The organism is Microbispora sp. GKU 823 (genome assembly GCF_002027145.1).
Classification (GTDB): Bacteria; Actinomycetota; Actinomycetes; order Streptosporangiales; family Streptosporangiaceae; genus Microbispora; species Microbispora siamensis.
The window spans coordinates 1-8,244 of the sequence record NZ_MWJN01000184.1 but is presented as its reverse complement, the minus strand read 5'-3'; the positions used below and the strand labels follow the sequence as shown (position 1 = coordinate 8,244).

At 70.9% G+C, this 8,244-nt stretch carries 9 protein-coding genes; 6 read left to right on the top strand and 3 right to left on the bottom strand.

Annotated features, from left to right (window positions below; genetic code table 11):
- Positions 1-1,158: ABC transporter permease (locus tag B1L11_RS43360; RefSeq protein WP_143737978.1), on the top strand; the 1,158-nt coding region annotated here is incomplete at its 5' end.
- Positions 1,159-1,295: 137 nt separating this feature from the next.
- On the top strand, positions 1,296-1,883 hold the full coding sequence (locus B1L11_RS43355; RefSeq protein ID WP_143737977.1) for a hypothetical protein: 588 nt from the start codon (positions 1,296-1,298) through the stop codon (positions 1,881-1,883).
- A gap of 54 nt (positions 1,884-1,937) precedes the next feature.
- On the opposite strand, the gene B1L11_RS43350 is transcribed toward B1L11_RS43355, so the two are convergent.
- From B1L11_RS43350 to B1L11_RS43340, 3 genes are all read right to left on the bottom strand, one after another.
- On the bottom strand, positions 1,938-2,594 hold the full coding sequence (locus B1L11_RS43350; protein ID WP_079320966.1) for a hypothetical protein: 657 nt from the start codon (positions 2,592-2,594) through the stop codon (positions 1,938-1,940).
- A gap of 88 nt (positions 2,595-2,682) precedes the next feature.
- Entirely contained in the window at positions 2,683-3,222 is a 540-nt protein-coding gene (locus B1L11_RS43345) for a hypothetical protein (protein WP_079320965.1), read from the bottom strand.
- Positions 3,219-4,640, bottom strand: coding sequence for a hypothetical protein (locus B1L11_RS43340; protein ID WP_256863414.1), 1,422 nt, complete (start codon positions 4,638-4,640; stop codon positions 3,219-3,221). The genes B1L11_RS43345 and B1L11_RS43340 overlap by 4 nt, the downstream gene beginning before the upstream one ends.
- A 506-nt stretch (positions 4,641-5,146) precedes the next feature.
- Here B1L11_RS43340 and B1L11_RS43335 point away from each other — a divergent pair.
- The 4 genes from B1L11_RS43335 to B1L11_RS43320 all read left to right on the top strand — a co-directional run bounded on the left by B1L11_RS43335 (position 5,147) and on the right by B1L11_RS43320 (position 8,155).
- Positions 5,147-5,548, top strand: a complete 402-nt coding sequence (locus B1L11_RS43335; protein WP_256863413.1) for a VOC family protein — start codon at positions 5,147-5,149, stop codon at positions 5,546-5,548.
- Positions 5,549-5,608: 60 nt separating this feature from the next.
- Positions 5,609-6,706 (top strand): patatin-like phospholipase family protein, encoded by a 1,098-nt coding sequence (locus B1L11_RS43330; RefSeq protein WP_256863412.1) that lies wholly within the window; start codon positions 5,609-5,611, stop codon positions 6,704-6,706.
- Positions 6,703-7,458 (top strand): NAD(P)H-binding protein, encoded by a 756-nt coding sequence (locus B1L11_RS43325; RefSeq protein ID WP_179155590.1) that lies wholly within the window; start codon positions 6,703-6,705, stop codon positions 7,456-7,458. The genes B1L11_RS43330 and B1L11_RS43325 overlap by 4 nt, the downstream gene beginning before the upstream one ends.
- A 106-nt stretch (positions 7,459-7,564) precedes the next feature.
- The gene (locus B1L11_RS43320; RefSeq protein WP_079320963.1) at positions 7,565-8,155 is read left to right on the top strand and encodes a dihydrofolate reductase family protein; all 591 of its coding nucleotides are present in this window, start codon (positions 7,565-7,567) and stop codon (positions 8,153-8,155) included.
- Positions 8,156-8,244: the final 89 nt, after the last annotated feature.

Below are 8,244 nucleotides of genomic sequence, written 5' to 3'. Positions count from 1 at the left end.
CGCTCTCGGGCGGCCGCTCGGCGCGCGCGTCCCCGACGGCTGGCGCGCGACGTCGCGGCGCGGGCGCCCCGGCGCACCTCCGCGACCGCCCTGGCCCTGGCCTTCGGCCTCGCGCTCATCAGCTTCACGACCGTGCTGGGGACCTCGATCAAGGACTCGACCGCGCGGTCGTACACCGAGGTGATCACCGCCGACTACGTGGTGGAGAGCGCCCGCAACGAGATGCTGGGCGGGCTGCCCGCGCACGCCTACCACCACGTCAGCGAGTTGCCGCAGGTCGCGGTGGCCTCCCGGCTGCGCTACGGCCACTGGAAGGACGGCCGGTCGACCGAGGCGCTCACCGCGGTCGACCCGGTCACGCTGCCCCGCGTCACCTCGCTCCACATGGTCGCGGGACGCCTGGACGCCGTCGCGGGCGGCGGGGTCGTCCTGGCCGCGAACGTCGCCAGGGAGCGGCACCTCAAGGTCGGCGACACCCTGGCGATGACGTTCTCCCGCACCGGGACCCGGCGCCTTCCGGTGGTCGGCCTGCTACGCGACCGGGACGCCCAGGCGCTGTCGACCGGCTACGTCATCTCGCTGGACACCTTCGAGCGGAACTACCGTGAGCACGTCGACGCGAGCGTCTTCGTCAAGGTGGCCGACGGAGTGCGCGACGCGGACGCGAGGAAGGCCATCGAACGGGCCCTCGCCGACGCCCCGACCGCACAGGTGCGCGACCAGGCGGCGGCCGTCGCCGGGCGGAACGCGATGATCGACCAGGTCCTGGGGCTGGTGACCGCGCTGCTGATGCTCACCGTCCTGATCGCGCTGATGGGCATCACCAACACGCTCGCCCTGTCCATCATCGAGCGGACCAGGGAGCTCGGGCTGCTGCGGGCGGTCGGCATGACCGGGGCCCAGATGCGCTGGATGATCCGTGGTGAGGCGGTCCTCGTCGCGGCGCTGGCGATCGTCGCCGGGATCGGCCTGGGCGTCGCCTTCGCCGCGGGCACGGTCACCGCGCTGGGCCGCACCACCGAGGCCACGCTCACGCTGCCGGTCGGTCCGCTCCTGCTGGTCGTCGCCGTGGCCGCCGTCGCCGGCCTGCTGGCCGGGCTGCTGCCGGCCCGCCGCGCGGCCAGGCTCGACGTGCTCACCGCCATCGCCACCATCTGACCGAGGTGGGCGCGCGTAGCGCAAAGAAGGGATCAGCAACCGCACAGCACATCGCACTTCGGGAGAAGAGGGACGAAGCGCGGGGTATGAGCCGGATGCGTCGCTTGTGTCCCGAAGTGAAGGCAGGTGTGGATCGGATGGGCGACAACAGGGCAGGGAGATCCCGCGTCGTGGCGTTGTCCGCCCGGCGTCTGGCCGTCGCCGCGCTCCTCATCGTGATGCCGAGCGTCGCGGCGGCGCCGCGGGCACTGGCGGCGCCTGCCCCGGCCGTCGGCCACGGCCCGCACGGTCAGGGTGGACAGGGCGGGCACGGCCAGGGCGGCCACGGCGGCCAGGCCAAGAAGGGCAAGAAGGGCAAGGGGAAGAAGGGCAAGGGCCACGGTCACGGCGGTGCCCGTATCGGCGCCCGTCTCGCCGGGTTCGGCGGTGGATTCGGCGGCGGGTTCGGTGACGACGGCGGTGGCGGCACGCAGCACACGGCCGGTATCAACACCGCCAATGCGCCGACGATCAGCAGTCCGCCCTTTCAGCTCAACACGGGCAAGCGCAACGTGAACGCTCCCGCGGGCAACAGCGCCGTCGATTTCGCCGGCACTCAACAGGTGTCGAGTGTCAGCGTCTTCACCGACTCCCTCAGCGGCAACTGCACGAACGGGATCAAGAACTGCTCGATCAACCAGACCCTGGCGGCCGAGGAGAGCAGAGGCAGCGGCAGGGGGCACTGACACGAGACGGGCGTCTCCCTCACGGAAGACGCCCGTTTCAGTGATGCCCGAGGATCAGAGCTCGCCGCTCTCGATCGCCTGCTTGAGGGCCGTCTGCAACTGCTGGTGCGAGGCGGTGCCGTTCGTGGCGACGAAGTCGATCAGCGAGGAGTCCGCCTCGAAGGTGAGGTTCTCCGTGACCCGGGTCTTCCCGCCGGGCAGCGGCGTGAAGTCGATCTTCTGGTGCGTGACCACGTTGGGCTGCGACCAGCTGTCGGTCTCGTAGTAGAACCCGTCCGCGTGGAGGCGCTGCTGCGCGTGGGTCTTGCTGACCACGATCGTGCCCTCGTACGGGATCTCCTCGATCGCCGTGAGGTTGCGGTAGAGCGCGGGGGGCGTCCACCACTCCTTGTGCGTGACGACCCGCTTCAGGAACGGGTTCTTGCCGATGTGGTTGTTGAAGTCGGAGTACTTGTAGAAGGTCGACGGCATCGGCGCGTCGATGTCGACGGAGATGCTGTTCGTGACCCGGCTCCGGCCCGAGCCGGGCGCGGGCGGGGTGGTGTCGGTGAAGTGGTAGGTGTCCCAGGCGGTCTGCCACTCCTGGGCGATCTCGGCGTCGCTCTCGGTCGTGCCGTCGGTGGTGTCGGCGTTCGCGGGAGCGGACAGGGCGGCGAGGACGAAGGCGGCGGCGAACATCGGGGCCGCGGCCACTCGCAGAGTCTTTCTCACGTGTACCTCGAAAGGAGGAGAAATGGTACGAGTGATCTTCTACCGCAACCGCAACCTGGTACAGAAGGGCCTATACCGAATCAGTCATTCAGACATGGTCGGCGCAGCAGGGGGTGGGGTTCGGGACCTCGGCCGGGGCGATGCGTCCGCCAGGCGCCGGCATGGCGAGCAGGGTCATCAGCCCGTCCCGCCAGACCGGGCGTACGTGGTCGTTGGTCACCAGGACCACGTCCTCGGCCGGAGGCTCCGGCTGGGCGAGCACGAGGACCCGGTCGATCGCCGTACGGGCCAGCAGGTCGCCGACGGTGAGCGTGCCCGGCAGATCGTCGCGGCCGGGGAACAGCACCACGCGCCCGCCGTCGCGGGCCGCGTGCTCCGCCGCCGCCAGCGCCGCGCCCTCCGCCGTCAGGACCCCCTCGGGGAGTAGGTCCGGGTCGAGGCGGGCAGGGTCGAGGTGGGCCGTGCCGGGCAGGGCCAGAGAGCAGGCGACGTGCGGTAGTTCGCCGCTGCGGACGAAATGGGTGCAGCCGATCACCCCGGCCGGCGAGCCGAGCGCCTCCACCACCTGGTGGAGAAGGTGCTCGGCCCCCGCGACCGTACGGGATCCGTCGTCGAAACCCAGGATCATCGGCGCGGCACGATCCAGATCGGGTTGCTGTAGAACCACAGGTCCTTCCAGGGGTCCGCGTCGCCGGGCACGTCCATGGCCGGGCCGTGCGGGTCCACCGACGCGCCGAGCAGGCCGGGGGCGACACGGTTGCCGTCGGTGCCGCGCAGCCGCACGTAGACGGGGTGGTCGACGGCCCCCACCTGGTAGGTGAAGGTGACGGTGCCGGTATTCTTCCCGACCTCGTACGACTGGACGACCTTGGTGTTCGGGGTGGTGAACACGTCCTTGTCGGAGGCCGGGCCGGTCACGTCGCCCTGGATGACGTCCACGCGGGCCAGCGTGGGGATGAACTGCGCCCAGTTGGGCCGGTTCGCCAGAGTGATCTGGATGGCCACCTCGACCTGGGCGCCCTGGCGGACATACAGGGTGTCGCCGAGCGTGACGCCGCTGTTGCCGCGCGCCCGAGCGCGGACGACGAGGCCGCTGATCAGGCCGCCGTGGTCCACCCAGATGCGGCCCTGGCGGATGCCGTCCATGACCGAGCCGTAGGAGAACCCGGTCGCGCCGACGTGGGTGCGGCTGTAGTAGCCGGGCCAGAAGTCGCCGTTGGACAGGTTGTGCACGCCGTTGTAGATCGGGTCCTCGTATCGGCCGTTGGCGTTGAAGTCGCTGTTCGGCCCGCGGTCGCTGGTGTCGGCGTAGATCGTGTGCGAGTCGGAGTTGGCGGTGATCCACCAGGGCTTGCCCTCGGCGAGCAGGCTGTCCCACAGGCCGCCGACGGTCGCGGTCATCCAGTCGAAGCCGCCGAAGGTCCGGTAGCTCTCCGCCGGGTAGCCGGGGAAGGAGTCGGCGCTCGGGCTGTTGTCGTAGTAGCCGCGGCCGGAGCCGGCTCCGTTGGGCTTGGGGATGCCGGCGGCCTGGTGGCCCGGCGCGCCCTCCATGCCGACCGCGATACCCGGCGCGGTGTCGCGCCAGGCGCGGATCTCGTGCGGCGAGTCGATGCCCTTGCGCGCGGGGTGGTTGGCCAGGAACAGCGCGTCGGGGATGCGGCGGCGCCTGACGGCGTCGGCCAGGAAGTTGAGGCCAGCGATGGCGAGGGCCTCGTTCTGCGGGGTGCTCGCCGTGGCGTTCTTGACCGAGCCGTCGAAGGAGTTCTCGAACTCCTTCAGCGTCGCGACCTCGCCGCGTCCCGGTGCGACGAACACCGTGCCGTGCTCGGCGGCGGGGATGTTCCACTCCAGGCCCTGGAAGACGAGGGTGTCCTTGACCGCGTCGCGAGCCGCGACGATGTCGGGGTTGACCTTCTCCACGCCGATCTTGGCGTGCGTCGCGCTCCCGTGGTCGGTGATGACCATCCAGTCGAGCCCGTACGCGTTGGCGTGCCGCACCTGGTCGATGACCCGGTACATGCCGTCGGAGCTGTACTGGGTGTGGATGTGGTGGTCGCCCGCGAGCCACAGGAAGCCGTCCTTCGGCTCGCGCTCGCCGCGGCCGTCGCGGTGCTCGCCGCGGCGGCCTGGCCGGGGGCGCCCAGCACGCCCGCCGCGGTGAGACCGGCGCCGAGCAGCCCGGCCCGCCGGAACATCTGGCGGCGGGAGAGCTGGTCCGGCGACAGTTCCTCGTCCGCGACCGTCATGTCCACGACGGGGCCGGGGTCGGAGTGCCCGTGGTCGTGGTCATGCGTGTGGGGGTGGGGGTGGGGGTGTACGTGCCCCTCGCTCATGTGGTGCCCTTTCGCGTCCCGCCGGAAAGCCGGCTCCGGCTACGAAAGGCACCTTTGCGAGACCGGCTGAACCGTGCGTGAACTCCGGGAGCCGTGCAGGGGGCCACGGATTTACGGGTGATCCTAAAGTGCCGATACCACCTTTTCGGATGCGCCACGCGGAAGGTTCACGTCGGCCGCGGCCCGCACGACGGGGCGTGATCGGCCATCGTTGGATGCATGAGCACAACGAACATGCGGGTCAAGGGCTTCGACCATCTGGTGCTGACCGTGGAGGACGTTGAGCGGTCGCTGGCGTTCTACTGCGACGTCCTCGGCCTGGAGCCGGTGCGGGTCGACGAGTGGAGGGCCGGCAAGGCGCCGTTCCCCTCGGTGCGGGTGTCGCCGGACACGATCATCGACTTGTTGCGCGGCTCCCGCGGCGAGTCGAACGTCGACCACTTCTGCCTGGTCGTCGAGCCGCTGGACTGGCAGGAGGTCGTCGACTCCGGCGCCCTGACCGTCATCGACGGCCCCGGTCCCCGGTTCGGGGCCCGCGGCGTCGCCACCTCGGTCTACGTGAAGGACCCCGACGGCAACGTCATCGAACTGCGCTGGTATCCGCAGGACAAGGAGGAGTGACGGTTCACCCCGCACTGGCGCGGCGCCGGGGCCCGGGTCGTCCGAGCGCGGTAGATCCGGGTGAGGACGGTCGGAAGAAGGGCTGGTGCCGATGGCCGGGGTGGACAGGCGGGCCGACCTGGTGCTGGAGGGCGGCGGGGTCAAGGGTGTGGCCCTGGTCGGGGCGCTGCACGAACTGCACGCGGCCGGCTACCGGTTCGGGCGGGCCGCCGGCACCGGGTCGCCGGGACCTCCGCGGGGGCGGTGGTGGGAGCGCTGGCCGCGGCCGGGATGCCGCCGGAGCGCATGCGCGAGCTCCTGTTCGGCGTCGACTACCGCAGGTTCAGGGACGCGTCCGCCGTGGAACGCGTCCCGTGGGTCGGCAGGGGGTTCTCGCTGCTGTCCCTGCTGTTCGAACGGGGTGTGTTCGAGGGCGACCACCTGCGGGAGTGGCTGGGGAACGAGCTGGCCGACCTCGGCGTCGAGACGTTCGACGACCTGGCGCTCGACGACCCGGCGCCCTGGATGGGCGAGGACCAGCGCTACAGCCTGGTGGTGACGGCCACGGACGTCACCCTGGGCCGGTTGGTGCGCCTGCCGTGGGACTACCGGAGCGTCTACGGCGTGGCGGAACCGGGCAGGCAGCGGGTGGCCGATGCCGTCCGCGCCTCGATGTCGATCCCCTTCTTCTTCGAGCCCGTCACGATCACCGATTCCGGCACCGGGCTGGTGTCGACCCTGGTGGACGGCGGCGTGCTGTCCAACTTCCCCATCGACACGCTCGACCGGCAGGACGGGGAGCAGCCGCGCTGGCCCACGTTCGGGGTCAAGCTGCTCCCCGCGTTCCGGGAGGACACGCTCAGGCTGCCGCTCGTCGGGGCTCCCCACCTGCCCGCCCTGCGGCTGCTGACGTCCCTGGTCGGGACCGCGATCGTCGGCCACGACCAGACGTACCTGGACCAGCCCTGGGTCAGGGCCCGCACCATCCAGGTCGACACCGAGGGCGTGGGAGTCGTCGACTTCGACCTCGACGAACGGCAGAAGCAGCACCTCTACCGCAACGGCCGGACGGCCGCGGCGGCCTTCCTGTCCACCTGGGACTGGGACGACTACCGCGCCCGCTTCCGCCCGAAAAGCAGTGGCAGGGTGGCGACGGCAGGCGGTTCACTTGCCCGATGATCGTGATCTCGGCCGCCTCCGGCGCGTTCGGCCGCCTCGTCATCGACCACCTGCGCACCCGTACGGAGGTGGTGGCCGCGGTGCGCGACCCCGGCCGCGCGCCCGAGGGCGTGCCGACACGGCGCGGTGACTACGACGACCCGGCGAGTCTGCGCGAGGCGTTCGACGGGGCCGCCCGTCTCCTCCTGATCTCCTCTCCTGAGCTCGACACCACCCGCAGGATCGGGCAGCACCTCAACGCGGTGACCGCCGCGAAGGAGGCCGGCGTCGGCGCGGTCGTCTTCACCAGCTTCCTTGGGGCCGGCACCGGCGCGACCGGCATGACGGAGGCCTACCACGCCACCGAGCAGGCCATACTCCGCAGCGGCCTGCCGTACACGTTCCTGCGCCACCCCTTCTACAGCGACGCGTTCGTCCCGCGGGTCGTCGAGGGCGAGATCACCAGCAGCACCGGCGGGCGCGGCCTGAACACGGCCTTCCGGTCGGATCTCGCCGAGGCGGCGGCCAACGTGCTGACCGGCGAGGGGCATCTGGGCCGGGCGTACGACTTCACCGGGCCCCTGTGGAGTTATCCCGAGGTGGCCGAGGCGCTCGGCGTGCCCTACCGCGAGGTGCCCGACGCCGGGCCGGGCCCGATGAGCTGGATCAACGCGCAGATCCGCGCGGGGATGCTCGAACAGCGGACCGACGACCTCGAACGGGTGCTCGGCCGGCCCGCCGAGACGGTCGTCTCACGTGCTCTGGCCAGGTAAGTAGGGCCGAACAATCCAGCTTTCTTGACAATTAATTTTATCGGAGGCTACCGTGGGGACCACGACGGAGCCGACGACGGCGTCGGCAGACACAGAGGAGAGCGCCATGCGCATCGTGGTCACCGAGTTCATGAGCCTGGACGGCGTCGTGCAGGCGCCGGGCGGTCCCGAGGAGGACAGGGACGGCGGCTTCGCGCACGGCGGCTGGTCGCACCCGTTCTTCGACCCGGAGGTCGTCGGCGGCGCCTTCGACGAGACGGTGAGCAAGGCGGAGGGGCTGCTCTACGGCCGCCGCACCTGGCAGAACATGGCCGCCGCGTGGCCTGCGCGGGCCGGTGACCCGTTCGCCGACCGGTTGAACGCGATGCCGAAGTACGTGGTGTCGGAGACCCTGAGCGACGACGAGCTGACCTGGAACACCACGCGAATCCCCGGCGACGAGGCCGTCGCCCGCATCCGCGAACTGCGGGACACGGGCGACGGCGATCTGGTCGTCATGGGGAGCCCGAGCCTCGTGCGCACCCTCCTGCACGAGGGCCTGGTCGACGAACTCCGGTTGATCGTCATGCCGGTGATCCTCGGCGGCGGTAAGACGATCTTCCCGGCCGACGGCCTGCGGCAGAGGTTCGAACTGGTCTCCACGGCCACCGGCGGCACCGGCGTGCAGGTGAACACCTACCGCCGGGCCGCCGAGTAGCGCGCGGGAGTTGTGTTACGGGGTGGTGAGGTCGAAGCGGTTGACGGTGACGGCGCCGCCCAGGGATTGGGTGGCGTAGTTGAAGATGG

What these genes read in the sequence shown, in the direction of transcription:
- B1L11_RS43355 (WP_143737977.1), top strand. Translation starts at nt 1,296, where the DNA reads ATGGGCGACAACAGGGCAGGGAGATCCCGCGTCGTGGCGTTGTCCGCC.
- B1L11_RS43345 (WP_079320965.1), bottom strand. Translation starts at nt 3,222, where the DNA reads ATGATCCTGGGTTTCGACGACGGATCCCGTACGGTCGCGGGGGCCGAG.
- B1L11_RS43335 (WP_256863413.1), top strand. Translation starts at nt 5,147, where the DNA reads ATGAGCACAACGAACATGCGGGTCAAGGGCTTCGACCATCTGGTGCTG.
- B1L11_RS43325 (WP_179155590.1), top strand. Translation starts at nt 6,703, where the DNA reads ATGATCGTGATCTCGGCCGCCTCCGGCGCGTTCGGCCGCCTCGTCATC.
- B1L11_RS43320 (WP_079320963.1), top strand. Translation starts at nt 7,565, where the DNA reads ATGCGCATCGTGGTCACCGAGTTCATGAGCCTGGACGGCGTCGTGCAG.